The organism is Gemmatimonadaceae bacterium, from assembly GCA_036003045.1.
Lineage (GTDB): Bacteria > Gemmatimonadota > Gemmatimonadetes > Gemmatimonadales > Gemmatimonadaceae > JAQBQB01.
In genome coordinates this window covers 20111-45558 of the sequence record DASYSS010000040.1, presented here as the reverse complement: position 1 = coordinate 45558, position 25448 = coordinate 20111, and the positions used below count along the sequence as shown (strand labels likewise).

Sequence of the window (25448 nt, the reverse complement as noted above, 5' to 3'; positions counted from 1 at the left end):
GGGAGTCCGCGGCCGCGGCCGATACTCCCGTAGGTGAACGGTTTCGTCAAACGAAGATCGGGTTTTTCCTTCGCCTTGCGCGTGACGTTGGCCGCTGCCGCCGTCGCGGTAACGACGCCTCCGGCCCAGAGCCAATCCACGCGCACGTTCTCGCTCCGCACCGACAACGACGCCTTCGATTTCTGGATGGCGCCTTGGAATCGTCCGGACGATGAATACACGAGCGGCGTTCACCTCGCGTATGATGGCGGCGACGCACCGTGGTGGGCGCGCCGGTTTCTGAGCGGCCTGCAACTGTGCGCCGCCCAATCGACCGTCTGCCGCACGTCGCGCTTCGAGATCGGGCAGGACATCTACACTCCATTCGTTCCGCCGACGGGCGCCGCCGCGACGTCCGCGCGCCCCAACGCCGGGTGGCTCTATCTGGGTCAGAGCGCCGAGCGATTTTCGACCGGGAGCTCGGACGTGCTCACGCTCGCTCTGGGCGTCACCGGCCCGCCGTCGCTGGCTCGCTTCACGCAACGCATCGCGCACAGCGTCGGTCCCGCGTACAATCGGCCCACCGACTGGAGCAGCCAAGTCGGGTTCGAACCGGGAGTGATCGCGCGCTTCGAGCACGCCGCGCGATTCACGACGCCGACAGACGCACCCCTCGGCGTCGATCTCGTCCCGCATGCCGGCGCATCGGTCGGCAACGTGATCAGCGCGGCGGATGCCGGCGCGCGACTCCGGTTCGGATGGCGGATGTCGCACCCGTGGCTGCCCCCCTCACGCGACTTCGGGTTCGATCTCATGATCGGTGCATCCGGGCGAGCCGTCGCTCGCGATCTGTTCCTCGACGGCAACACGTATCAAGACGGTCCGCGCGTCGGACACGAGCCCTTCGTCGAGAGCGGCGAGGCCGGCTTCGAATTTCACATGCGCGGCATTTCCCTCGCGTACCGCGCGGTGACCGACTCGCGTGCATACGGGGGCGGCCCAAGGTGGCACCCATGGGCATCGATGGTCGGCGGCGTCACGCTCGAATAAGACGCGTCGCCTTCGCCTTTACTCGAAGGCCGCCTCGCACGATGTTAGCATGTGCTCCGCCGCCTCCTTCCGTTGCTCGCCGGTGCGCTCTTCGCGCCCGCGCCGCAGCCCCGCGCTGAACTGAAGGCGCTGAAGTTTCGCGCCGTCGTCGACACGCCCGGCCACGTCATCCCCAATGGCGTCGTCCTCGTCGATGGCGACAAGATCACCGCCGTGCTCACGGCGAGCGATCGCGTTCCCGCGAATGCACAGGTCGTCGATCTGACGCGCTTCACGGCCATCCCGGGCATGATCGACGTGCACACGCACATGACGTACTACTGGGATTCGACGTCGGGCACGGATCCGTGGCGCCAGCCGCAGCGCACGTCCGAGCAGACGATCCAGCTCGCGCGTGCCAACTTGCTCCGCACGCTCGAAACCGGCGTGACGACCGTACGCGATCTCGGTTCGTCGAACTACATGGACATGGCGATGCGCGACTCCGTCAACAAGGCCGGTTGGATCGGGCCGCGGATGTTCGTCGCGGGCTACGGACTGCAGCGCGCGCGGCCTCCGTATCGCCCGAATACGGACACCACGCGCACGCAACGCGGCCGCGTGTTTTCCATCGCGCAGATTCCAGAGGCCGTGAAGCAGCAAGTCGACGCCGGAGCGGACTACATCAAAATGTACGGCTCGACGGGTACGGGGGCCGACGTCACCGGCAACGAGACCTTCACGTACGAAGAGATGAAAGCCGCCGTCGATGCGGCCAAGTCGTTCGGGAAGCGCATCGCGATTCACTCGTATGGTCCCGACGGCGGCCGCGACGCGGTGCGCGCCGGAACCACGTCGCTCGAGCACGCGATTGACCTCGACGACTCGACGCTGGCTCGCATGGCGCGCGACGGGATCTTCTACGTCCCCACGATCGATCACAACCGCTACTACGCGCAATACCGCGAGGCGTATCACTACACGCCGGCGCAAGCCGCGGGACTCGATTCGTTCCGTCTGCTGAACATCGCGACCGCGCGTCGCGCGTACAAAGCCGGAGTGAAACTCGGCATGGGCTCCGACGCGGTACACATCATGTTCGGCCAGAACACGCGTGAGCTCGGATGGTTCGCGCAGATCGGCATGTCGCCGAGCGAGGTCCTCGCGACCGCGACGACGAACGGAGCGGCGATCCTCGGCATGGGGAATTCCCTCGGACGGATCGCGCCGGGCTACTACGCCGACGTCGTCGCCGTCGCCGGCGATCCGACGGCGGACGTGCGCGTCGTGATCGACAGCGTGCGCTGGGTGATGAAGGGCGGCGCGGTCGTCGTCGACAAGACGCGCTAGGGGCGCGGTATATTTCCCGGCGAAACTTTCCGCCCCCCCGCTTCGCCTCGCATGCCCACTCGAAAAACGTCCGCGCGCGGCTCCAAACCGTGGGTCGCCGTGATCATGGGCAGCAGCTCCGACCTCAAGTACATGCAGGCGGCGATCGACGTGCTGCTCGAGCTCGAGGTCCCGCACGAGGCGAAGATCGTTTCGGCGCATCGCACGCCCGACTGGATGTTCGAGTACGCATCATCGGCGGAGGACCGCGGCATCGAGGTGATCATCGCCGCGGCCGGCGGCGCGGCGCATCTGCCGGGCATGGTCGCCGCCAAGACCATGCTCCCCGTGCTCGGTGTGCCGATTCCCGCGACGACGCTCGATGGTCTCGACTCGCTGCTGTCGATCGTGCAAATGCCCAAAGGGGTTCCGGTCGGGACGCTCGCCATCGGCGAGCCCGGCGCGATCAACGCGGCTCTGTTGGCGACGTCGATCGTGTCCACCGCGCGCGCCGACGTTCGAAAGCGTCTCCGCGCGTGGCGCCAAAAGCGGACCGACGACGTGCTCGCGAACACGAACGTTCCCTCGCGGTGAGCGCGTGATCCCGCCCGGATCGACCATCGGCATCCTCGGCGGCGGGCAGTTGGGCCGCATGACCGCGATGGCGGCGCGAACACTCGGCTACCACGTTCACGTGCTCGACCCCGACGCGAACTGCGCGGCGAGCGCCGTGGCCGACCGCGTCGTCGCGGGAAAATTCGACGACGCCGACGCGGCCGCCGATCTCGCGCGCCAATGCGACGTCGTCACGCTCGAGATCGAGCAGATCGGCGCCGACGCGCTCGCCGCCGCGACGAGACACGCGCCCGTTCGCCCGAACCCCGCGATTCTCGCCATGGTGCAGGACCGGTCACGACAGAAACGGTGGCTCTCGACGAATGGCTTTCCCGTCGGCGACTATCGCGACGTGACGTCGCTCGAGCAGCTGAGCGGCGCGCATCGAGAGCTTGGCGCTCTCGTCGTGAAAGCGAATCACGGCGGATACGACGGCCGCAGCCAGGTGCGTGTCGCCGATGCGAAGGAAGTCGAGCGCGCCTGGACCGACCTCGGCCATCGCGCATCGGTGGCTGAGCGCGCGCTCGATCTGCGATCGGAAATCTCCGTTCTCGTCGCGCGGCGCCCGAGCGGCGAGGTCCGCGTCTATCCGCCGGCGCTCAACTTTCACGAACGCCAGATTCTCGCGTGGTCCGTGTTGCCGGCGCCGATCGACGCCGCGCTCGCCGCGCGCGCCGAGGAGATCGCCCGCGGGATCGCCGGCGCGCTTTCGCTCGAAGGCATTCTCGCGGTCGAGATGTTCGTACTCGACAACGACGAGCTCCTCGTGAACGAGCTCGCTCCACGGCCGCACAATTCGTTTCACGAGACCGAAGTGGCGTGCTCGACCAGCCAGTTCGAGCAGATCGTGCGCGCCGTGTGCGATCTTCCCCTCGGCGATACGCGTGTGCTGCGCCCGGGCGCGATCCACAATTTGTTTGGCGATCTCTGGCTGGAGCACGACGGGCCGCCGCCGTTCGAGCGCGCTCTCGCGCGACCGGGTGTGCGCCTTCATCTCTATGGAAAGCCGGGCCCGAGGCCGGGCCGCAAGATGGGTCATCTGTCGGCCGTCGGCGATACGGCGGACGATGCACTGTCGCGCGTTCGCGCCGCCGCCGATGCGCTCGTCGCACCGCCAACCTGAGAGGCTTCGGGTGTCGAGATTTCGTCGTTCTTTGGTTTGGCCGCTCTCCGCCGCGATCATTGGCTGCTGGACGCCCTGGTCCCCTGGGCCGTATCCCACGGGCCACGCCGTGCCGCCGCCTCCGTCGTCCTCACCGGCGCCGCCACCGACGCGGAGCGCGGTCGCGCCATCGGGCGCGAGGGCGACCGCGGTGATCCACGACGCGTCCGGGCGACGCGTCGGCAGCGTGGCGTTCAGCGAGACGTACGCGGGACTTCTCGTTCGCGGAGAGGTGGCCGATCTCGGCGTCGGTGCCCACGGCATTCACATTCACGCGGTCGGAAAATGCGAGCCGCCATTCTCGAGCGCCGGCGGTCACTACAACCCCGAGCAGCGCGCGCACGGGTTCAACAATCAGCATGGCCACCATTTGGGCGACTTGCCCAACATCGTAACTCCGGCCGCTGGTAAGCTGAACTTCGAGTTCATCGTGCCCGGCATCCTGCTCGCCGGACCCACCGGCATGCTCCGCACCGACGGCGCGTCGGTCGTCATTCACGCCAGCGCCGACGACTATCTCACCGATCCGGCGGGAAACTCGGGAGCGCGTCTGGCCTGCGGCGTGATCACGCCCGCGCCGTAGTCGTGCAGATCGCGGACTTCACGCTCGAGCGCTATTTCGCCCGCTGGGAGTTCGCGGTCCGCCATGTGCTCTGCGCGTCGGATGTCGAGCCGTATCGGCTGCCCGAGCTGCTCCACCTCGCCGACGACGATTCCCGACGGCGTTGGGAATCGCTGAGTCTCGGATACACGGAATCACAAGGACTGCCCGCGCTGCGCGAGGAAATTGCCTCGCTCTATGAAGGCCTCACCGCCGACGACGTGCTCACGTTCGCCGGCGCCGAGGAGGCGGTGTTTCTCGCGATGCACGCGACACTTGGCCCAGGCGACCACGCCGTCGTCGCCTGGCCCGCCTATCAATCGTTGTACGAGGTCGCGCGAGCCATCGGCGCCGACGTGACGCTGGTTCCCTTGAACCCGGCCGATTGGTCGCTCGACGTCGACGCGGTCGCCGCCGCCATGCGGCCGACGACTCGCATCATCGTCGTGAACTCGCCGCACAGCCCGACCGGCGCGCAGCTCGCCCCCGAGCAGTTGTCTCGACTCGTCTCGATCGCCGAGTTGCACGCAGCGTGGCTCTTTTCCGACGAGGTGTACCGCTTTCTCGAGCACACCGCCCCCGCCCTTCCGCCGGCCGCCTCGCTGTCGCCCCGGGCATTGAGTCTCGGCGTCATGTCGAAGGCCTTCGGGTTGGCCGGCCTACGCATCGGCTGGGTCGCATTGCGCGATCGGTCGCTCAGAGCGAAGCTCGCCTCGCTCAAGGACTACACGACGATTTGCAATTCCGCTCCGAGCGAGGTGTTGTCGCTCGTCGCGCTGCGCTCGCGCGACCGCGTGCTGGCCCGCTCTCGCGGAATCATCGAGAAGAATCTCTCCGTGCTCGACACGTTTTTCGCCGCACACTCGGAGCAGCTGTCTTGGGTTCGGCCGCGCGCCGGGAGCGTCTGCTTTCCGAAGCTGGCCGGCCAAGGCATCGACGACTTCGCCGCGACACTGGTTCAGCGCGAGGGCGTACTGCTCCTGCCCGCGTCGCAGTTCGGCTACCCGGGGAATCATTTTCGGCTGGGCTACGGCCGCAGCGACATGCCGCAAGCGCTGGAAGGCCTCGCGCGCCACCTTCGCACCAACTAGGGCCGCGTCAAACCTTCGCCGTTCCGCCGCTGTCTGAGTCGACAACCCCACCGGCTCTCACATGACCAACCTCCGTCTTTCCATTCGCGCGATCGCCTTCGGCGCGATCGTCGCGTCGATCCCCGGCGCGGCGACGGGACAAACCGAGCATCGCGCCCTCACGGGCGAACGCGTCGCGGTGTACAACCTCGCCGGCCGCGTTCGGGTGCAAGCCGCGACGGGCGCTCAGGTCACGGTGGACGTCACTCGCGGAGGTCGCGACGCGGCCAAGCTCAAACTCGAGACGGGCGACGTTCGAGGGTGGAACGCGCTTCGCGTCGTGTACCCCTCGGACCGCATCGTGTATCCGGAGTGGCAGTCGCGCGGCCGTACGCAGATTCACGTAAATGCCGACGGCACGTTCGACGACGATTCGAACTGGCGCGACCGCGACCGCGTGGAGATCCGCAGCTCGGGCGACGGTCTCGAAGCCCACGCCGACATCACCATCGGGGTTCCGAAGGGACAGCGGATCTATGTGCACTGGGGCGTCGGTGACGCGACCGTCTCCAACGTAGACGGAGACCTCCGCGTCGGCGTCGCCTCGGCGTCGCTGACGTCCGAACACACGCGCGGCCGGTTGTTGCTCGACACCGGCTCGGGCAGCGTGTCGGTGACCGACGCGCAAGGCGAAGTGAAGCTGGACACCGGTTCGGGCGGCGTGACGATCGACGGCGTCAAGGGAGAGACCTTGGACATCGACACCGGCTCCGGCTCGGTGCGCGGCCAGAACATCGATTCGAAAATGCTCAAGATCGACGTCGGGTCGGGCGGAGTGTCGCTCGATCGCATCAGCTCCGGCCGAGTGACGGTCGACGCCGGCAGCGGGCGCACGGAACTAGGATTCGTTCAGCCCGTCGAGGACCTGGCGATCGACGCGGGCTCCGGCGGCGTCACGCTTCGCCTGCCCGCGGCCCAGGGCGCCGACGTCGACATCGAGACCGGCAGCGGCGGAATCGACAGCGACTTCGCCGTGCAGACGACGCGCCTCTCGCGAAACCACCTGCGCGGTCAGATCGGCGACGGCAAAGCGCGCATCAAGATCGAGAGCGGCTCGGGAACGGTTCGGCTGATCAAGAACTGACGTCGCCGGCGCCCATTCCGCCGATCCCCGCTTCGCGCGCGCGGTCGGCGAGCTCGCCTCGCGACTCGACGCCGAGCTTGGTGAAGATGTTCGACAGGTGCGTGCTCGCCGTGCGCGCGGAAATGCCGAGCGCCGCGCCGATCTCTTTGTTGGATCGGCGCGCCGCGACGAGGCGGACGATCTCCACCTCGCGGCCGGTGAGTCCCGCCATCCCTTGGGTGATGCTGCGCGCCGGCGGGCGCGCGCCGAGCTCGCGGAGCTGCTCGCGTGTCTCGCTGAGCTCTTTCTCCGCGCCGAGCCGCGCGAAGACTTCGTGGGCGCGTCGAAGCTCGCGCGTTGCGCCCTCGCGATCGCCGGTCCGCGCGAGCGCGCTCGCCAGCTGGCGCCGCAGTCGAGCGGCGTCGGCCACGTAAGGAATCGCTTCGAGGGCTTCCGTCGCGCCGCGCAGTTGCTCGAGCGCGCGCTCCGTGTCGCCGACCAACAGCTCGCTGACCGCGTCGCACGCGTCCGCCCACGCGAGCCCGAGCCGCTGGCCGAGTATCGCCGACTGCTGGCGCAAGCGCGCCGCGACTGCTCGCGCGCGTTTGTGGTCCGCGGCCCACAACGACGCCTCGGCGATGATCGGCATGAGTCGGTGAATCGCCCACACGACGTAGCCCGACTGGTCGGCGATGCGTAGACCGCGCTCGCCGATTTCGATCGCCTCGGCGTTCTCGCGCCTCGCGAGATGGTAGCCCGCCCTGCCGATGTGGGCGGGCACGGTGCCGTACACATCTCGACCAGGCGCCGTGGGATCGGCGGCGCCGGACAGCTCCCACGCCTCGTCCACGCACTCACGTCCGCGCTCGATGTCGCCCCGGCCGAAGTGGAGCAGTCCGAGCCACACGAGAAGACGCGGCACCAGCGTGCGCTGACCGAGCGCTCGTGCGAGAGGTATCGTCCGCTCGGCGAGCGAGACGGCGTGCTCCCACTCGCCGATGCCGGCCGCGTACTCGATCTCTACCTCGGCGGTCCACACTCGAAACAGCGGGGAGTGGGCTTCATCGGCCAACCGCTGAGCGTCGGCAAGGTGCAGACGGGCTTCCTCGGCGTTTCCCGTGAGACCGCCGAGCATTGCCAGCGCCCAGTGCGCCGACCACGCGACCCCCAAGTTTCGGTTCTCGGCCGATTCCGCGATCGCGATCGCGCGCCCACCGCTCTCGCGCGCCTGATCGGCCGGCCCGGTCCACAAGTAGTGAAGAAGCAGCGCCCGATGCGCGCGCGCCAACAGCCCCGGTTCATTCTCCTCGTTCGCGATCGCGACGGCGGATTGAATCTCGCGCGCCGCGTCCTCGGTTCTGCCGAGCGCTTGCAGGCAGCTCGCCTTCGGAAGAAGCACCCGCGCTTCGAGTGAACGCTCGCCCGCCGCTCGCGCTGCGGCGATGGCGGCATCGAAGTGCGCGATCGCTTGGTCGAACGCGCCGCTCCAATAACTGGCGAGGCCCATGTTGCGTTCGATCGACCCCACTTTCGCGACGTCGCCTCTGGCCGACGCGGCCGCCAGTGCGCGCTTCCAGAGCTCGAGCGCGCCGTCGTAGTCGCCGAGGCGTTGCCGCACACGAGCCAGCTCGAACACGACGTCGTCGGCGTCCGCGCCGCTCGCGGCGGCGCCGCGCGCGAGCTCGAGGGCCGTGGTCAGATAGTCGGCGGCCTCGCGATTGGCGTGCTTCGCCGAGGCGTCGCGACCGGCGGCCCGCAGATATTGCACCGCCTTGTCGGCGAGACGACGCGTGTCGGTGCGCGCGTAGTGAAACGCCAAGCGACCCGAGTGCGCCATCGCCCGGTTGCCGTAGAGCCTCTCGAGTGTCTCGGCAATCGTCCCATGGAGCGCGCGCGTGCGGGCCAAGCCGATCTCGGAGTACAGCGTTTCTTGCAGCAGCGGGTGCGAGAAGTCGTACACGATGTCGTCGCCGCGCTGGCGCTCCGCCAAAACGTCGGCGGCTCGCAACTCGTCGATCGCGGCGATCAGCGCGTCGTTGTCGAGCTCACTCACCGCGGCAAGCTCGGCGTGTGTCGCCTCGGCGCCGAGTACCGCGGCGACGTCGGCGAGTCGCCTTGCTTCCGTCGACAGATCGGCGACGCGCGCGAGCACCGCCTCGCGAATCGTGGCGGGCACGTGCAGATCCTCGACGTCCCACCCCGTCCACGACCCGTGCGCCTCGCGAAGCTGTCCGCTTTGCACGAGCGCGGTGACGGTTTCGTCGACGAAGAACGCGTTGCCTCCCGTCCACCGGTGGAGGCGCTCGGCGAAGTCCGCGACGCGCGCGCGCTCGGCGCCGAATCGCTGCTCGAGCAGCGCGATGACGTCGTCGACCCCCAGCGGCTGCAGTCGGAGTCGTTGCGCCCCCTTGAGCCCGCGCAGCGAACGCTCCGCGGCGCGAAGAGCCGAGTTCCCTCGAAGATCCGGATCGTTGTGCGTGCCGACGAGCAGGATCCGCTCGCCGCCGATCTGCCTCGCGACGAAGTGAAGCATCTCGAGCGACGCGCTGTCTGCCCACTGCAGGTTCTCGAGCACGAGGAGCAGCGGCTTCTTCGACGCGAGGCGGGACAGCAGCTGCGTGAAGTTCCAGAGAACGCGAGACTTCACCTCGGCTGGATCGCCGCGCAGCGGCGACGCCGGCCGGTCGGCGCTGCCGAGCGCCGGAAAGAGCTGTGCGAGCTCCGCGGTGCCGCCGCGCGTGAGCAGCGTGAGCACCGGCGGCTCGATGCCGCGCAGGAGCGGCATCATCGCGTCGGAGAAGACGGCGTAGGGAACGCCCGTCTCGACGGGATACGCGCGGCCGATCGCCGTGGCGAATCCGCGCCGCGCGGCGTGCTCGCCGAGCGCCTCGACCAGCTTCGTTTTTCCGATGCCGCTTTCGCCGACGACGAAGACGCTCGATCCGCCGCCGGAATCGGCCGCAGTCAGCGCCGCGAAGAGCTTGTTGAGCTCATCCGCGCGGCCGACGAGTGATGGACGGGGGGAAACGTGCTGTCCGGGCGCAATACTTCGCGGCCGGCGGGTGGGATTCGGCACACCCAGAATCTCTTATGAGAACGGCTGCTCGGCTAGAGCGCCGGTCGTGTCAGCTTGCCGCTTGTGCCGGAACGCCGCCGAATCGCCGCTCACGGCCCGCGAATTCGTGGAGCGCGTGGTGCAACTCGCTCTCGGTGAACTCGGGCCACATACGGTCGGTGAAGTAGAGTTCCGCGTACGCGCATTCCCAGAGCATGAAATCGCTCAGGCGTTGCTCTCCTCCCGTACGAATCAGTAAGTCCACGTCGCCGGCTTGCACCGTGTCGTGATTGACTTCGGCAAGCAGCCGGTCGAACTGCGCGGCGCTCAATTGCTGCCCGTTGGCGCGCGTGGCCGCGCGCATGATCGACTCGCGGGCGGAATAGTCGATGGCGATGCGAAGATGCAGATTCGCGCCGCGCGCCGTCGCCCGCTCGGCGTCCTCGATCGCCGCCACGAGCGGCGGCAGAAGCCGGTCACGGCGGCCAACGATCGTGAGACGAATGCCGTTGTCGATGCACCGCTTCGACTCGACCGCCAACGACCGGCGGAGCAGCCGCATCAGCGTCGACACCTCGGATGCCGGACGGCGCCAATTGTCCGACGAGAACGCATAGAGCGTCAGCGTGCCCACGCCGGCCCGCGCCGCCGCTTCGACGATGTCGCGAGCCACGCGAACTCCGGCGCGGTGCCCCGCCGTGCGCGGCATCCCGCGCGCCCCGGCCCATCGGCCGTTGCCGTCCATGATGATGCCGACGTGGATCCCCTTGCATTCCTCGGGGAGTCCGGCCGGACCAGCGCTCGGTCGCTTCATGTCTGAGTGGGAGACGATTGAAAGTCTCGGACGTTTACCGGTCGCGCGTTAGCCGGATTAAGGCTTCCATGTGGTCGAGGTACCGCTCGAGGGCACGGCGTCCAACGGGGGTGATCGAATACCGCGTGCGCGGCACCCGTCCCTCGAACGACTTCGTGCACGTGATGTAATTGGCTTCCTCGAGCTTGCGCGCGTGGACGCTCAGATTCCCATCCGTCGTGCGGTTGAGCTTTTTGAGGTCGTTGAACGTCAGACTCTCGTTCACCGCCAACGCGCTCACGATCCCGAGACGCAGGCGCTCGTGAATCAACCGATCGAACGCGAGCGGACCCTGATCCGGCGCCTTGCCGCGCACCGGGGCCAGCTGCGGCTTTTTCTCCGCGGGTTCCGGGCGCTCCGCGCGTCCTCCACCACGTCGCGGTTGCGGCTTACCCACCGTGCCTCCTGGCGATCCACGCACCGAACACGATGTGGAGTCCGCCGAACGACGTGATCATCAGCGGCGTGGTCCACGACTCCGGCGCGACCAGCGCGGTCGCGCCACACAGCATGAATGCCGCGCCCATGACCGGAACGCTGCTCACGGAATACGTGCCCGCGCTGATGACGGCCGCGCCGTAGAGCAGCATCCAGGATCCTGGCAGCAGGGCGTATTGACCTTGTGTGACGAATACCGCCGTCAGCACGGCCCCCGCGAGCATCGCGGGAGAGAAGCTCAGTATGAGTTTTCTCAACGGCCCGGACAGGAGCGGCACGTTGTTGGCGTGCGACTTGAGCGCCATCGACGCGACCGACAATCCGGCGGCGATGCCCGCTTCGCCGACCCACGTCGCCACGCGAGTCCACGGCGACCGGTTCGCCGCGACGAGCGCGGCGAAGATCGCCGTGATGCCAATCACGATCTGGCCCCACCCCGACACCGCGGTGAACGTCGCCGCGCGCTCCATCATCCCGCGGATGTAGCGCAGGTTGTCCATCGCCCGCGCTTGCATCTCGGGCGGTTCGGGGCGGCTTGGCCGGATCGGCGTCACGCGCGTCATGGATCGTAGGATACTGCGCGGCGGGAACTCTGGCAAGTACTTTGTGAGGTAAAGCGAGCCGCCGGCTCTATGGGAAACCGGGGACCGGGATACCGGAACGGGGTGTTTCGGCAACGTTCCTTTTCAGGTCCGGCTCCCCGTTGTTCCGGTAAACACTTTCCCCCGTATCCCGGTGCCCCGGTAACTCCGTTTCCCGAGACCCGAACGTCCCGTTCTCAGGGCTGCCGCGGCGGATCACTGGCCGGGAAGCTCTCCTCCGACCCTTCGTCGATTCGCTCGTCGTCGGTCATCGGCCGATTCGGATCTCCTTTCTCTTCCGGCTCGCCGGGCTTACGGTCGGTATACCGTCGATTTCGCGGCGGTTGTTCTCGCTCGACGTCGTGATCGCCACGTCCTCCCCCACCCTCGCGATCGGCATCGTCGGGTTCATCCATGAAACCTCTCATTGGCAATCACCCCCTGACGGCAATGTCCGTCACGAAGTGTGCCTAGCGACGAGCGACGTTGTACTTGACGAGCACCTCGCGCACGCGATCGAGCGGAATCGCCTGAACCGTGTGTCCGTTCCCCGTCGTCGTCGTCGCCTCGAACAGTGAGTTGTAGATCGCTTCTTCCGTGGCCTCGACCGCTGCCTCGAACAAGCCCGACATCTGCTCGTTCGCCAGCTCCTCGGTCGTGAGACGAGTCGCGTTCACCGCGCGGCGGACCTTCTCGTTCGTCGAGAACGCCAACGCGTAGTCACCGGATCCGTTCGACGCGGACGAGCCCGTTCGCGCCAAGCCCATGATCGCCCGCGCCGCGACACGCTCGAGGTTACGGTCCGAGAGCGGCGCGTCCGTGGCGATGACTATCACGCATGATCCGTCGCCGCGATCGCCGGGCGATTGCGCGTCCCGCTGAAACGCGTACTGCCCGAGCTCTTTCCCAACCGGCGCGCCCAATACTTGGAGGATGCCGCCGAAGTTTGTTTGCACCAGCACGCCGAGCGTCCAACCGCCGAGCGATTGAGGAAGCACGCGCGACGACGTGCCGATTCCTCCCTTCCAGCCGAACGCCACCGTTCCCGTTCCCGCGCCAACGCTTCCCTCCGCAACCGGCCCCGCGGAAGCCGAGCTGAGCGCCGCGCGCACCTGCTCCGCCGTGATCGGCCGCGAGCGGATGTCGTTGAGCGTACCGTCGTTCGTCTCGGCGACGACGGGATTGATGGAGCGAACGTTCGCCATGCCCGGCTGTGCGAGCATCCAGTCGACCATGGCGTCCGCGGCCTTCCACACGCACAACGTGCACGTGAGCAAGAGCGGCGTCTCGAGCTCGCCAAGCTCGTGCAGCTGCGTCGCGCCAGTGATCTTGCCAAAGCCGTTTCCGACGTGGAGCGCCGCCGGCACGCGCTCGGTGAACACATTCCCGGGGTGCGGTAGAATGGCGGTCACGCCGGTTCGAACATTGTCGCCCTGCACGACCGTCGTCTGTCCAACCCGCACGCCGGCAACGTCGGTGATGGCGTTGAGCCGTCCCGGCGCGAACACCCCGGGCTTCACGCCGAGGTCGCGCGCCCGGGCGCGCTGCGCGGTTTGAGCGGGAGCTTGCGTCGAGAGTGCGGTCATCGCGAGGACCGTCGAGAGCGAAATGGCGTGGTTCAGCATCGTGAGGGATGATGACGCCTGACCGTATCGCCGCATTCATGCGCGGGCAACCCCGAGAATGCCGTCAGCGTTGAGCGACCCTCGCCCTCGTCCTATCTTGCCATGGGTGCCCCCCCGTCACCTCCTCCCACTCCACGGCCATTCGGCGCTGCGCGCGCGGCTCGCCGGCGCCGTATCTCGCGGCGAGCTTCCATCGTCGCTGCTGATCGAAGGTCCGAGCGGCGTAGGCAAACAGCAGCTCGCCCTGTGGCTGGGCCGGCTACTGCTCTGTGAAGACCCGGAGAACGATTTTCTGGCTCGGGAGTCAGGTCTCGGAAAGCCAGCGCGTAGCGACGCTGTCGTTTGTCGCGCGTGCAAGCTCACTGAGTCGCTGCAGCACCCCGATCTGCACTGGTACTTCCCGCGTCCTCGGCTCAAGGGATCGTCCGACCCCGACCTCGCGGACATTCGCGAGGACATGGCCGAAGGGATTGCCGAGCGCCTGGGGAACGGCGGCCTGTACGAACCGCCGGGCGGTGACGAAGGCATCTTCGTCGCGACGATCCGCTCGATCGTGCAGACCGCGGCGCTCAAACCGGCAATGGCTCGCCGAAAGGTGTTCGTCATCGGCGACGCCGAGCGAATGGTCTCGCAGGAAGGATCGGATCAGGCCGCGAACGCGTTCCTCAAGCTGCTCGAGGAGCCGCTCTCCGACACGACCATCATCCTGACCTCGGGCGAGCCGGGCGCTCTTCTGCCGACCGTTCGGTCGCGCGTGATCGCCGTGCGTGCGCTTCCACTCATGGAAGCGGAGATGAAGGCGTTCGTCGAAGACAAGCGGATTGCGCCCCTGCTCGACCTTCCCGCGAGGTCCGCAGAGTTGATCAAGGCGGCGGCGGGAGCGCCCGGGCGCCTCGTCGAGCGGGAGTCCTGGACGACCGCCATCGACCAGGCGACGCGATTCCTGGACGCCGCATCGTCTCCCGATCGTGGGCGGCGTGCGCGAGTCGCGCTGAGCCAGGGCGCGAGCGGGGCGCGCGGCAAATTCAGCGAGACGCTCGACGCTCTCACCTCTCTGCTCCACGACCGTGCCCAGGCAGCCGCGTCGAACGGCGAAGAGAAGCGCGCTCGCGGCGCGGCGCACGCGATCGCGATCGTCGAGCGCACCAAGGAACTGGCCACGGGGAACGTGAACCCGCAGCTGCTGACCGCGGCCCTGATTCGAGACCTGGCGCCTCTCGTCCGATGAACGACAAGCTCTCGCACGTCGACGACTCCGGCGCGGCGCGAATGGTCGATGTCTCGGGAAAACCGGAGACGCATCGTCGGGCCCGAGCGACGGGCTCGATCCGCATGCGCGCCGCGACGCTCAAAGCGATCGTCAACGCCGAGGTGAAGAAGGGAGATGTCCTCGGCGTGGCCCGCGTGGCGGGCGTGATGGCGGCGAAACGGACGGCCGAACTGATCCCACTGTGCCATCCCCTCAGCCTCGACGACATCCAAGTCTCGCTCGTTCCGGACGACTCGCTTCCCGGCATACGAGCCGAGGCATCGGTGGCGACGACTGGTCGAACTGGGGCTGAAATGGAGGCCCTTACATCGGTCACGGTGGCTCTCTTAACGGTCTACGATATGGCGAAAGGCTTGGACCGTGGCATGGAAATTTCCGATATATCGTTGGCCTCAAAGTCAGGTGGAGTCGGTGGCGAATACGCAAGAGTTGATGGCACGAGCTCTGCCACCTAATGTGCGGGCAGCGGTAAAGCTGTAGAGCCTGTTTGTAGTTAACCACTTGCCTTCACGACACTTATGCGCAACCTACGTGGGACGTACGTCCACCGCGGTGACGCGTTGCGGCGGCGGAAGCGGGTTCATAGGAACCTGTTTCTGGCTGGATCGGTGGTCCTGAGTCTTGGGGCCATTACCGTGCATCGCGCGGCCACGGCGAACGCCGAGCCTGCGGTGACCGAGAGCCGAGCGTCGATGTTCTCGCTCGGGGACTCTCGGAAGCTGCGCTCCGAGCTTACCTCGACTCAGGGCGAATTATCGCTGCTCCGTGCCCAGATCGAGCGGGCGGACAAGGTCATTGAGTATTCCACCCAGTACGCGATCCCGGCCGGCCTGGCCGGCAAGGTATTCGACGCCTCGCTCCGCGAGGGTATCGACCCCGAGCTCGCATTCCGGCTGGTTCGGCTCGAGAGTGAGTTCAATGCTCGGGCGGTCAGCAAGACCGGCGCGATCGGTCTGACGCAGCTGATGCCCAGCACGGCCGTGCAGTTCGACAAGACGGCCACGCGCGACAAACTGTTCGTGGCCGAACTGAATCTGAAGATTGGGCTCCATTACCTTCGCACGCTGCTAGACATGTACAAGGGCGACGTGCGCCTCGCCCTGCTGGCCTACAATCGCGGCGAAGACGCGGTCTGGCGCGACGTTCGGGCCGGGGTGAACCCCGGGAACGGGTACGACCGGATGGTGATCGGCGATTACAAGGGAAAAGGGATTATTCAGTAGGCCGGTAGACCGGTAGACCGGTGAGGGCCTGAAACCGGTGGGCCGGTAGAACGGTGAGACCAAAACGAGGACGGGTGGACAGCGATTTCAAGCTGTCCACCCGTCTTTGTTCTCGCTGTTCGTGCTGCCGGTCCACCGGTCCACCCGTCCACCCGTCCACCCCTGTCTAGCGCTTCTTCGCCTTTCGCGTCCCGACCACGATCGACTGGCCCGGGAAGACGATGGGGCGCTTCAGGCCATTCATCTTCATGAGCGCCGAGGTCGTCGTGTGATACTTGCCCGCTAGCGATGCGAGCGTCTCGCCCTTCTTCACGACGTGAAGCACCCGCGCGCGCGACGTGCCGTAGTGCTCGATCGCCGGGTCCGGCGCGTTTGTCGCCGCAGCCGCAACGGCCGCCGTCGGGACCATCACCGATTGGCCAGGGACGAGATTGCCGCTCTTCAACCGCTTCAGGTTCGGGTTGAACATCGCGAGCTGCAGGCCGAGGAGCCCGTTCTTGTTCGCGATCGAAGCGATGCTCTGCCCTTTCTTCGACTCCACCATCTTGTAGCCCGAGCGCATACTGGCCGGGAGCGCCGCCAGCGCGACCGCGAAGCTGTCTGCCGCGCCGAGCGGAATGCGCACGCGGAAGGAGTCCTTCGGCGGCGTCATTCCGCGCAGGATCTGCGGATTGAGATCCTTGAGCGTCGCGACGTTCGTGCACGCGGCAGCGGCAATGGCCGCGAGCGGCGTCGCCGGCCCCACTCTGACTGAGTCGTACGCGAAGGCCGGCTGCGGGTGAATGGTGAGCCCATAGCGCTCCGGCTCCTTGCCGATCAGTGCCGCGGCGATCAGTTGCGGCACGTACTCGCGCGTCTCGGCACGCAGATAGTTCTTGTCGGCGAGAGCGAAAAAGAGATCGTCGCCTGTGGTGCCCTCGAAGTCGTCGGCGTAGCGCGACAGTCCGCGCGCGATGCGTCCCGGCCCGCCGTCGTACGCCGCGGCGGCCAGGTAAAGAGACCCGAATTGCTCTTTGAGATCCTTGATGAATCGCACGGCAGCCGTGGTCGAGCGAACCGGATCGCGACGTTCGTCCACCCACCAATCCACCCGCATTCCCATGTCGCGCGCGGTCGTCGTCATGAACTGCCACATGCCGACCGCTGCCGCCTTCGAGTACGCGTTCGGATCCCAGCCGCTCTCGACGAGCCCGAGATAGTACATGTCCTCCGGCAGGCCGCCCGCGCGCATCTTGGTCCGAATCATCGACTCGTAGCGCGTGCCTCGCTCGAGCTGCACCTGGATGTGGTCCTTCGCCGAGCCTGAGAACAACCGCACGTACCGGCCGACTCGCGTCCTCGCCTCGTACGCGTGCACCTCGATGTCCCACGCCGGTTCGACCGCCGAATCGACGGCGGCCACCGGGTGCACGGCGGAATCACCGAACAGGCCCGTCACGCTGCGATCGACGTCGGTCTTCGTCACTGGCACCGTGTCGGCCATTCGAATCGAATCGCCGGCCGCCCGGGCTTTTGGCGTCGAGTCACGCGACGCTCCGCCCGCGAGCTTCGCCACGTCACCCGTAGAGACCGTCGTCGTGGGTCGCGTTGCGGCCGCGGGGCTAGGCCGGGGCGATCCCACCGCGTTGCCCGCGCGAGAACCCGCGCAGGCGGCCGCCGCGGCCATCGCTCCACCGAGAAGCACCACGTTTCGCAAGCGCATCAGGCCGATTCACTCCGTTCGTCGTGAGACATCAACTCGCCGCTCGAAACACAATCGCCGCTCGAGGCGGCGATGGAGTTTTCGGGGGGGGGGGCTGACAGGCCAACATACTACAACGCGGACCGGATACCAGCCCGCTGGGACCAACGACTTATTGCGCCGCGATGAAGTTTCCGAGGACGCGGTTAGTTGCATTCAGAACAGCCAGAGCCGCGCCGCGGCGCGTGTCCGCGTCCACCAGATAGCAACCGACGAGACGCGTCAGCTTGCCATCCTGACGCATCGAGATCGATACGATGATGAGGTTTTCGTCGAAGGCTCGCATCTGTTTGATGCCGAGCAGCTCGAAATGCAGCGCGCCCTTGCCGAATGACATCAGGGCGTTGAGCGCGGCCTCGGCCGCGACTCGGAAATCACCAAGCGGGCTCGATTGACCCAGGGCTCGACCGACGAACATCTCGCCGTCCCACTCCAGCGAGACCTCGGAATTGCATTGGCCGGACGGGGTGCGCGTGAAGCTGAAATGCGCAAAACGCAGCCGTTCGCGACGCAGGCCGAGGGAGAAGATCGAGCTGTCTTGTTCGGGGCGCTCTTGATCCTGATCCATGCGATTGCAACAGGGTAGGCTACGCGAAAGCTTGACCAGGGAGCACCCTCGCCCCTCTGTTAAAACGAGTGATTTCGGCACCCGGCAACACGGGTGTTGTAACTCCAATCACGAACCGCGATACACGTCGTGATACAATTTTCAGTATCGGCACGATTGGCCGTCTCGCTCACTGTTTTCGGCCTCGCGCCCTCCGCATTTGCGCAGTCGAAAACGCTCTCGGCCGACATCGACCGGCGTATTGCTCAGGTCCCCGGAGCGACCGTCGCGGTCGCCTTTCACGACTTGGCGACCGGCGACAACCTCTATCTCCGTGCGGACGAAAGCTTTCACGCCGCCAGCACCATGAAGGTGCCCGTGATGATCGAGCTGTTCCGGCAGGTGGACGCGGGCACTCTCAAGCTCGACCAGGGCGTTCCGCTGGTGAATCATTTTGTATCGATCGCCGACGGCTCGCCCTATTCGCTGAACGCGTCCGACGATTCCGACAGCCTGGCTTACAGTCTTGTAGGGACCCGCGTCCCGCTCCGCGACCTGATCGACCACATGATCACGCGGTCGAGCAACCTCGCGACGAACGCGCTCATCGAGCTGGCCGGCGCCAAGAACGCGAACACCACGGCGCACCGACTCGGCGCGGCGAACATCAAGGTTCTCCGCGGCGTCGAGGATACGCCGGCGTTCCGCGCCGGAATGAACAACACGACCACGGCTCGCGACCTCGCGGTTCTGCTCGAGGCGATCGAGACCGGGCGCGCCGCCTCGCGCGCGAGCTGCGACGCGATGCGGGACATCCTCTCTCGCCAGGAATTCAACGAGGAGATTCCCGCCGGGCTTCCACCCGGTACGAAAGTGGCCCACAAGACCGGCTGGATCACCGGCGTGCTGCACGACGCGGCGGTCATCTACCCGCCGAATCGCAAACCGTACGTGCTGGTCGTTCTCACGCGGGACATTCCCGACGAGAAAGTCGCGCGGGCCTTGATCGCCGATATCTCTCGCCTCGTCTGGACGCACGCCGTGTCCGACGCGTCTCCCTCCCGGAATGGGACACTGCCATGATCGTCGCCCTGGGCTGCGACCACGCCGGATACGCCCTCAAGCAGGGTGTCGCGGACGCGATTCGAGACGCCGGACACGAGGTGCTCGATTGCGGCGCGTTTCAGCTGACGCCCGGCGACGATTACCCCGACTTCGCCGCCGCCGTCGCGCGCGCGATCCTCTCGGGAAAGGCCGAGCGTGGCGTGATCGTCTGCGGCAGCGGCGTGGGTGCGGCGGTCGCCGCCAACAAGTTCGCCGGAATTCGCTCCGCCCTCTGCCACGACACCTTCTCCGCGCACCAGGGCGTGGAAGACGACTCGATGAACGTCCTCGCCCTCGGCGCTCGCGTCATCGGCCCGTCGCTCGCCGCCGAGCTCGTGGGCGCGTTCCTGCGCGCCGAGTTCTCCGGCGCCGAGCGCCACCGCCGGCGACTCCAGAAGATTGCGGACATCGAGAAGGAATCGATGTCGCGCTGAGGCGCGTCGGCCGAGATCATCGCCTGCGGGATTGTTGTTTGTTTCTCGGCATCTGCGTTGAAATTTTCTAGCCCACCGGTACTGGCTGGATCGCGAAACCGAACCTCACCCTGCGGAGCGTTCCCCTCCGGCGCGGTACACGATCACGTCCACCCTCTCGAGCGTGATCAATCCGCCGCCGATCATCGCGTCGAGCTCGGGGAGCACGGCGTCGATTTTTTCCGCCGAGTCCACGCACTCGATGACGATCGGCAAGTCGCCGGACAGCTCGAGGAATTTCACGGTGTGCACGTGCGCCGTCGCGCCGAACGACATGATTCCGCGAAAGACCGTCGCGCCGGCGAGCCGCCGGTCGCGCAGTAGACGAACGATCCGCTCGTACGTCGGGTTACCCTCGAACTTTTCCCGCTCGCCGACGTGGATGCGCATGAGCACGCGCTGACCTTTGAGCCCGTGCATTGGAGCGTTCTCGTTGGCGGTCATGTGTCGATTCCTCCCGAGAGGCCGGCCCGGCCGATCGAGATCACTCGTCCCGCGACGCTCATTCCGATCGCGCAGCCGAGCAGCGCGAGAACGACGCTGGATGCGACGTAGAATCCGGCGGTCCCGTATTCGCCGTCCTCGAACAGGCGGAACGTCTCGTAGCTGAACGTCGAGAACGTCGTGTAGCCGCCGCAGAATCCCGTCGTGAGAAAGAACCGCATCTCCGGACCCAACGCCGTGGTCTCGAGTCCGAGCCGCATCAAGAATCCGAGCAGAAGCGAGCCGCTGATATTCACGGCGAACGTTCCGACGGGGAACGGCGTCGCGACTCGCCCCTGGATGAACGCGCCGACGAGATATCGCACGACGCTGCCTAACGCGCCGCCGACCGCGACGGCGGCGATGAGTCGCCAATCGATCCTCATGAGGAGGCTCCTACGGACAACGGGTCAGTAGGAGCTATCAGCCGAGCTGCGGCGGTTAAGGGCGAGCTCCATCGCCGCCGCGAAGGCTAGGCGATTCGCGCGGCGCTTGTCAACGCTTCGGGTGACCGTCCAGTCGCTGATCGGCGGCGGCTTTCGTGATGTCCATGGCCGTCACGATTCCGACCAGCGACTCGCCCTCGGTGACCAGCACGCGATGCACCTTCCGCTTCTTCATCATCTCCGCGGCCGTCGACACCTCGGCGTCGGGCGGCAGCGTGGCGAGCGGCGCGCGCGTCATCACCTCGCTCACGTCGTGTTCTTCGAGGAAATTCCACTCCGGCGTGTCGACCGTCGCGGCACGTTCTGCGGCGTCGACGCCGGCGTCGTCCCACAGCTCGGCGAAGTACGCCGCCGCGGGCTCCGCCTCGTCTTCCGCGTCGCGTTCGACCGAATTCTCTTCGTCGTACGCGTTCGAGGCGTCCGCCAGTTCACGCTCGGTCGGGACGCCCGGCAATGCGCTGGCGAATGTCATGAGGTCGCCCCCGGTGACGACGCCGGCCAACTTGCCGCCGCTCACCACTGGTGCGCCGCTCACGTGCTGTTTGCCAAAGAGCTCCATCGCCTCGCGAATCGACATCTCGGGGCTGACGGTCACCACATTCGTGGTCATGATATCTCTCAGTCGCAACATCACCCCTCCTGATGCTCGGCTCGGTTTCGACGGTCTCGGTGGCTATGGCGAGCGCACCGCGCGTGCCGCGTGACGCAACGCGTTGATTCGAGGGTCTAAGGTGCATTCATTGTGCCGAATGGCGGACTCGGCATTCACGTTGATCAACTTCGTCCGAATGGGAATGAAAGCACTCGTCGCCGCCGTGTTGCTGATGACGGCAATCTCCTGTGAGAGGGGCAATCGCGGAGGAAACAACGCGTTCAGCGTCACGGCCACGTTCCCGCACGATCCGACCGCGTACACGCAGGGTCTTTTCTGGGCAGACAGCGTGCTGTTCGAGAGCACGGGCCTGTACGGTCATTCGGACGTGCGCCGCGTCGATTTGCGCACCGGTCGCGTGCTCGCGTCGCGCCCGCTTGCCGCGAACCGATTCGGCGAAGGACTCGCGCTGCTTCATGGGCGCCTCTACCAGCTCACGTGGGAATCGGGTGTCGCGTACACCTACGATCCAGCCACACTCGCTCCCGGCGACTCCTTCCACTACGAGGGTCAGGGCTGGGGGCTCACGACCGACGGCAGGTCGCTCATCATGAGCGACGGGTCGGACTCGCTGCGGGTCATCTCGCCGGAGACGTTCAAGACCGAGCGGGTCGTTCACGTCAAGTACAGGGGCGAGCCGCTCAAGCAGCTGAACGAGTTGGAGTACGATCGCGGTGACGTGTTGGCGAACGTCTATCAGACCGACTGGGTCCTACGAATCGACCCGAACACGGGCAATGTTCGAGAGTTGCTCGACTTCGCCGACCTCTATCGCGACCGGTCGCCGAAGGCCGAGGTCATGAACGGCATCGCGCTCGCGCCGGATGGAACGCACCTGCTCCTGACGGGCAAGTTCTGGCCGACGCTTTTCGAGGTCCGGCTCGACTCAGCGCGTTCGGCCGCACGCCCGTAGTCTGGTCGGCGGCCCTCCGTGGGCTCGCCAAACTCCACGCATCGGTGCCACCTTCGTCGGCACCGTCCACATCGTCTGGAGAACGATCCATGCGCGCCCCGGTCCCCTCCTTGCCGCTTCCGAGTCTTCGCGCCGCCTCACTCGCGGTCGTGCTCTCGACCGCCCCCTTCTTCGTCGCATACAGCCAGTCGGGGAATGAATCGACGGCGGGCGCGACGAGCCGAGCGTCGGCCAAAAAACCGGAGCCGAAGGTCCTGCGGCTCGAGGATTTCGCGCAGTGGAATCGAATCACGTCGCCCGCGCTCTCTCCCGACGGCAAGTGGATGACGTTCACCTATTCGCCGAACGAGGGAGGACAGACGATCCTCCACGTGAAGGAGCTCGACGGCGCGAAGGACTACACGGCGTCCGTGGGCAGCGCCGCAGGTGGTGGACGGGCCGGCGGCGCCCCCGGCGGTCGCGGCGGCGGTGGAGGCGGCGGCGCTCCGTCGTTCAGTAGCGACTCGCGGTGGGCGGCCTACATGATCACGCCCGAAGTGCGTGCCAGCCGAGCTGGCGGCGGCGCGGGCCGCGGACGCGGCGGACAGCAGGCGTCAACAGCCGGCGCGCCGGAAGGACCCACAGTCGCGCACCTCGAGCTGTTGAATCTCGCGAGCGGCGAAAAAATCGCGATCCCGAACGCCGCCTCGTGGAAATTCTCGAACGATGCGCATTGGCTCGCGGTCAAGCTCAACCGTGCTCCCGTTCTGGTGGGCGCCACCGCGCTCGTGTCAATCGGCGCGGACCTCATCGTGCGCGACATGACGTCGGGCGTGGTGCGAAACATCGGCAACGTGAACCAGTTCGAGTTCGACGACGCCGGCCGCCTCCTCGCGTACACGCTCGACGTGCCCGAGAAACTCGGCAACGGCATCTACCTCCTCGACCCCGCCAGCGGTGAATCGCGCGCGCTCAACACCGCGCAAGCCGACTACGACCAGCTCACCTGGAGCCCGAGCGGCAACAACCTCACCGTGCTGCGCGGAGACAAGCCGCGCGGCATGAAACAGAGGGAGAACGTTCTCCTCGCCTGGCAGGGCGTCTCCACGGCCGAGTCGAAGGCGATCACCTACGACCCGGCCAAGGACGCGTCGTTCCCGAAGGGCATGGTCCTCAGCGAATTCAGCGCGCCGCGATGGAGCAAGGATGGGTCGCGCGTTTTCGTCGGCGTGAAGGAACAGGAAGCCGAAGTGGCCGCCGCCGATTCGAACAAGGCGAACGTGGACATCTGGCACTGGAAGGACCAGACGCCGCAGTCGGTGCAGATCGTCCAGCTTCAACAACTGCGTCGGGCCACGCTCCCGGCGGTCGTGCTTCTCTCGAGCAACAAGCTCGTGAAGCTGGGCGACGACAACACGCGGAACGTCACGCCGGCCGCGAACTCCAACGTCGCCATCGCGCGCAACGACTCGGCGTACCGCGGTGAGGTCGCGTGGGGTGGCAGCCGCGCCGACGTCTACAAGGTGGACGTCGCCACGGGCGCACGGACGTTGATCGACAAGTCGCTGTCGCGCGAGTATGGGAGTTCGCCCGACTCGAAGTGGTATCTCTACCTCAAGAACAAGCAGCTACGCGCGTTCAACCTGGCCGACGGTTCGTCGGTGACGCTCGATGCCTCGCAGGTCGCGAACAAGTCGTTCGTGAACGAGGACGACGATCATGCGTACGAGAAGCCGATCTGGGGGCTCGGCGGCTGGGCGAAGGACGGCAAGTCCGTGTTGCTGTACGACAAGTACGACGTGTGGAGCGCGCCGCTCGACGGCAGCAAAGCGACGAACATCACACAGGGCGTGGGCAAGGCGCAGGGGATTCAGTTCCGCGTCGTGCGGTTCGGAGCGGGCGGCGGCCGCGGCGGCGGCGGTGGACGGGGCGGCGCTGGTGCCGCGGCCGACAGCGACGGCGTCGACCTCTCGCAACCGGTCACGCTGAGCGCGTACGGCGACCGCACCAAGAAGTTCGGCTACTGGCAGGTGACGCCTGGGCAAGCTCCCAAGCCGCTCATCTGGGAGGACAAGAACGTCGGCGGCGCGATCAAGGCGTCCAACGCCGACCGCGTCGTGTTCACCGAGCAGGATTTCAACGAGTTCCCCGACTATTGGATGACGAACACCGCGTTCGCGTCGCCGAAGAAGGTCACCGACGCGAATCCGTTCCTCTCGGAATTCGCGTGGGCGAGCAAGAAGGTGCTGATCGACTACAAGGATCGCCTCGGCCACCAGCTGCAGGGTACGCTCACACTGCCCGCCGGCTACGAGCCGGGCAAGAAGTATCCGATGCTCGTCGAGTTCTACGAGATCATGTCGAACACGCATCACAACTTCCCGACGCCCGGCTACGCCGACAGCCCGCAGATCTCGATCTACGCGAGCAGCGGCTACGCGGTCTTCCAACCGGACGTCGTCTACGAGATTGGAAAACCCGGCACGTCGGCGGTGGACTGCGTGACGAGCGGTGTGAAGAAGGTGATCGAGCTCGGCTACGCCGATCCGAAACACATCGGGCTCCACGGCCACAGTTGGGGCGGATACCAATCGTCGTTCATCGTGACCCAGACGGACCTCTTCGCCGCCGTAGTCACCGGCGCGCCGCCGACCAACCTCACCAGCTTCTATAGTGAGCTGTACAAGAGCACCGGCACCGTACAGCAAGGCATCACGACGGTCGGCCAGGTGCGCATGGGCGAGGGCGTCGATCCGTACACGAACACGAAGATGTTCGAGGAGCAGTCGCCCATCTTCCACGTGAAGAACATCAAGACGCCGTTCATGATTCTGCAGGGCGGCGACGACGGTGCCGTCGACTACGTGGAGGGTTTGCAGTTCTTCAACGCCGCGCGCACCGCGGGAAAGCAGGTCATCTTCCTGACCTACCCGGGCCAGCCGCACAACCTCACCGATCGCGACGACCAAAAGGACTTCGCGATTCGCATGAAGCAGTTCTTCGATCACTACCTGATGGGCCAGCCGATGCCGCAGTGGATGGCCGACGGCCTGCCGCAGGTGAAGAAAGGCAGCCCGATTCGATAGAGACGTTTCGCCGAAAGCCGTTTCGCCGGGGCGCCCGCCGAGGCGCCCCGGCGTTTTTTTCGGCAAGCGGC

The 25448-nt window shown here is 66.6% G+C and carries 25 protein-coding genes and 1 riboswitch; of the genes, 14 read left to right on the top strand and 11 right to left on the bottom strand.

Annotation, left to right across the window (positions count from 1 at the left end):
* Positions 1-81: 81 nt before the first annotated feature.
* The 7 genes from VGQ44_10000 (at position 82) to VGQ44_09970 (ending at position 6929) form a co-directional block, all read left to right on the top strand.
* Positions 82-1029, top strand: coding sequence for a lipid A deacylase LpxR family protein (locus tag VGQ44_10000; protein HEV8447145.1), 948 nt, complete (start codon positions 82-84; stop codon positions 1027-1029).
* Between the two features lie 51 nt (positions 1030-1080).
* Entirely contained in the window at positions 1081-2358 is a 1278-nt protein-coding gene (locus VGQ44_09995) for an amidohydrolase family protein (protein ID HEV8447144.1), read from the top strand.
* A gap of 51 nt (positions 2359-2409) precedes the next feature.
* Complete coding sequence (purE, locus tag VGQ44_09990; GenBank protein HEV8447143.1) at positions 2410-2931, top strand: 5-(carboxyamino)imidazole ribonucleotide mutase; 522 nt, start codon at positions 2410-2412, stop codon at positions 2929-2931.
* A gap of 4 nt (positions 2932-2935) precedes the next feature.
* Complete coding sequence (purK, locus tag VGQ44_09985) at positions 2936-4075, top strand: 5-(carboxyamino)imidazole ribonucleotide synthase (protein ID HEV8447142.1); 1140 nt, start codon at positions 2936-2938, stop codon at positions 4073-4075.
* Positions 4076-4085: 10 nt separating this feature from the next.
* A complete protein-coding gene (locus VGQ44_09980) occupies positions 4086-4697 on the top strand; it encodes a superoxide dismutase family protein (GenBank protein HEV8447141.1) in 612 nt (203 codons plus the stop codon).
* Positions 4698-4699: 2 nt separating this feature from the next.
* A complete protein-coding gene (locus VGQ44_09975) occupies positions 4700-5806 on the top strand; it encodes an aminotransferase class I/II-fold pyridoxal phosphate-dependent enzyme (protein HEV8447140.1) in 1107 nt (368 codons plus the stop codon).
* 61 nt (positions 5807-5867) lie between these two features.
* The gene (locus VGQ44_09970) at positions 5868-6929 is read left to right on the top strand and encodes a DUF4097 family beta strand repeat-containing protein (GenBank protein HEV8447139.1); all 1062 of its coding nucleotides are present in this window, start codon (positions 5868-5870) and stop codon (positions 6927-6929) included.
* On the opposite strand, the gene VGQ44_09965 is transcribed toward VGQ44_09970, so the two are convergent.
* From VGQ44_09965 to VGQ44_09940, 6 genes are all read right to left on the bottom strand, one after another.
* Positions 6919-9984: a BREX system ATP-binding domain-containing protein gene (locus VGQ44_09965; GenBank protein HEV8447138.1), complete on the bottom strand. Its 3066-nt coding sequence runs from the start codon at positions 9982-9984 to the stop codon at positions 6919-6921. The two genes, VGQ44_09970 and VGQ44_09965, sit on opposite strands and share 11 nt — an antisense overlap.
* 49 nt (positions 9985-10033) lie before the next feature.
* Positions 10034-10777, bottom strand: a complete 744-nt coding sequence (locus VGQ44_09960) for a di-trans,poly-cis-decaprenylcistransferase (protein ID HEV8447137.1) — start codon at positions 10775-10777, stop codon at positions 10034-10036.
* A 34-nt stretch (positions 10778-10811) separates the two neighbouring features.
* Positions 10812-11213: a transcriptional regulator gene (locus tag VGQ44_09955; protein HEV8447136.1), complete on the bottom strand. Its 402-nt coding sequence runs from the start codon at positions 11211-11213 to the stop codon at positions 10812-10814.
* Complete coding sequence (locus VGQ44_09950) at positions 11206-11817, bottom strand: hypothetical protein (GenBank protein ID HEV8447135.1); 612 nt, start codon at positions 11815-11817, stop codon at positions 11206-11208. Before VGQ44_09950 ends, VGQ44_09955 begins: the two co-directional genes overlap by 8 nt.
* 215 nt (positions 11818-12032) lie before the next feature.
* Positions 12033-12251, bottom strand: a complete 219-nt coding sequence (locus VGQ44_09945) for a hypothetical protein (protein HEV8447134.1) — start codon at positions 12249-12251, stop codon at positions 12033-12035.
* Between the two features lie 54 nt (positions 12252-12305).
* Complete coding sequence (locus tag VGQ44_09940) at positions 12306-13496, bottom strand: P1 family peptidase (GenBank protein ID HEV8447133.1); 1191 nt, start codon at positions 13494-13496, stop codon at positions 12306-12308.
* Positions 13497-13566: 70 nt separating this feature from the next.
* Between VGQ44_09940 and VGQ44_09935 the strand changes: the two genes are divergently transcribed.
* The 3 genes from VGQ44_09935 (at position 13567) to VGQ44_09925 (ending at position 15953) form a co-directional block, all read left to right on the top strand.
* A complete protein-coding gene (locus VGQ44_09935) occupies positions 13567-14688 on the top strand; it encodes a hypothetical protein (GenBank protein ID HEV8447132.1) in 1122 nt (373 codons plus the stop codon).
* A complete protein-coding gene (gene moaC, locus VGQ44_09930; GenBank protein ID HEV8447131.1) occupies positions 14685-15185 on the top strand; it encodes a cyclic pyranopterin monophosphate synthase MoaC in 501 nt (166 codons plus the stop codon). The genes VGQ44_09935 and moaC overlap by 4 nt, the downstream gene beginning before the upstream one ends.
* A 180-nt stretch (positions 15186-15365) precedes the next feature.
* The gene (locus tag VGQ44_09925; GenBank protein HEV8447130.1) at positions 15366-15953 is read left to right on the top strand and encodes a transglycosylase SLT domain-containing protein; all 588 of its coding nucleotides are present in this window, start codon (positions 15366-15368) and stop codon (positions 15951-15953) included.
* 166 nt (positions 15954-16119) lie between these two features.
* Here the strand turns inward: VGQ44_09925 and VGQ44_09920 are convergent, their stop codons facing one another.
* Positions 16120-17655, bottom strand: coding sequence for a transglycosylase SLT domain-containing protein (locus VGQ44_09920; protein HEV8447129.1), 1536 nt, complete (start codon positions 17653-17655; stop codon positions 16120-16122).
* Between the two features lie 151 nt (positions 17656-17806).
* The gene (locus VGQ44_09915; protein ID HEV8447128.1) at positions 17807-18262 is read right to left on the bottom strand and encodes a hypothetical protein; all 456 of its coding nucleotides are present in this window, start codon (positions 18260-18262) and stop codon (positions 17807-17809) included.
* A gap of 129 nt (positions 18263-18391) precedes the next feature.
* Between VGQ44_09915 and VGQ44_09910 the strand changes: the two genes are divergently transcribed.
* Both VGQ44_09910 and rpiB read left to right on the top strand, forming a co-directional pair.
* The gene (locus tag VGQ44_09910; protein ID HEV8447127.1) at positions 18392-19324 is read left to right on the top strand and encodes a serine hydrolase; all 933 of its coding nucleotides are present in this window, start codon (positions 18392-18394) and stop codon (positions 19322-19324) included.
* The gene (rpiB, locus tag VGQ44_09905; protein HEV8447126.1) at positions 19321-19779 is read left to right on the top strand and encodes a ribose 5-phosphate isomerase B; all 459 of its coding nucleotides are present in this window, start codon (positions 19321-19323) and stop codon (positions 19777-19779) included. Before VGQ44_09910 ends, rpiB begins: the two co-directional genes overlap by 4 nt.
* A gap of 105 nt (positions 19780-19884) precedes the next feature.
* Here the strand turns inward: rpiB and VGQ44_09900 are convergent, their stop codons facing one another.
* The 3 genes from VGQ44_09900 to VGQ44_09890 form a co-directional block, all read right to left on the bottom strand.
* A complete protein-coding gene (locus VGQ44_09900; protein ID HEV8447125.1) occupies positions 19885-20262 on the bottom strand; it encodes a DUF190 domain-containing protein in 378 nt (125 codons plus the stop codon).
* The gene (gene crcB / locus VGQ44_09895; protein HEV8447124.1) at positions 20259-20687 is read right to left on the bottom strand and encodes a fluoride efflux transporter CrcB; all 429 of its coding nucleotides are present in this window, start codon (positions 20685-20687) and stop codon (positions 20259-20261) included. The genes VGQ44_09900 and crcB overlap by 4 nt, the downstream gene beginning before the upstream one ends.
* Before the next feature lie 21 nt (positions 20688-20708).
* Positions 20709-20772: riboswitch (Fluoride riboswitch) on the bottom strand.
* 24 nt (positions 20773-20796) lie between these two features.
* A complete protein-coding gene (locus VGQ44_09890; protein ID HEV8447123.1) occupies positions 20797-21357 on the bottom strand; it encodes a CBS domain-containing protein in 561 nt (186 codons plus the stop codon).
* Positions 21358-21496: 139 nt separating this feature from the next.
* On the opposite strand from VGQ44_09890, the gene VGQ44_09885 reads away from it, so the two are divergent.
* Complete coding sequence (locus VGQ44_09885) at positions 21497-22312, top strand: glutaminyl-peptide cyclotransferase (GenBank protein ID HEV8447122.1); 816 nt, start codon at positions 21497-21499, stop codon at positions 22310-22312.
* 89 nt (positions 22313-22401) lie between these two features.
* Positions 22402-25377 (top strand): prolyl oligopeptidase family serine peptidase, encoded by a 2976-nt coding sequence (locus VGQ44_09880; GenBank protein HEV8447121.1) that lies wholly within the window; start codon positions 22402-22404, stop codon positions 25375-25377.
* The last annotated feature ends 71 nt before the right edge of the window (positions 25378-25448 follow it).